The organism is Stenotrophomonas maltophilia group sp. RNC7, assembly GCF_030910085.1.
GTDB classification, from domain to species: Bacteria; Pseudomonadota; Gammaproteobacteria; order Xanthomonadales; family Xanthomonadaceae; genus Stenotrophomonas; species Stenotrophomonas sepilia.
The window spans coordinates 1-454 of the sequence record NZ_JAVFVN010000209.1 but is presented as its reverse complement, the minus strand read 5'-3'; the positions used below and the strand labels follow the sequence as shown (position 1 = coordinate 454).

The following is a 454-nucleotide window of genomic DNA, read 5'->3' as shown; positions in this document are numbered from 1 at the left end:
GGCCATGATTTGTTTGGCGAACCTAAACCGACAGACATTCGAGCGATTACCAGACTTATAATAAAGCGCGTGCATACGCCAAGAGAATTGCGAATGAATGTGCGTACCGCGCGAGCGCTCTATACTCTTGCTCAAAACCATGGACTTACAAGCAGAAAAGAGTTTTTTCCTCCATTTGTTATTCGAGCAGGAATTGAGGTGTCATATTCGCTTCCTTTGATTTCAAATTTGCATTCAGAGCCTTTCACCTTCTTCATCGATCCCCGAAATCAGCACAGGCTTGATGAAACAGCTCGACGCTTTGTATTTTCGATGATGCATGAACGAACCCGAGAGTTGGACCCCGATTTTCAGTCCCTTAATCTCGGAATTATACAGTTCAACAACTCATTTACGACCCGTACAGCTCAACTCTACAGCGATAAAGGATTAAGTCTTTTCAGTATGGATGAGC

1 protein-coding gene is annotated in these 454 nt (G+C 43.8%); it reads left to right on the top strand.

Annotation, left to right across the window (positions count from 1 at the left end):
* Positions 1 to 93 precede the first annotated feature (93 nt).
* Positions 94 to 454: hypothetical protein (locus RCF13_RS02890; protein WP_308140829.1), on the top strand; the 361-nt coding region annotated here is incomplete at its 3' end.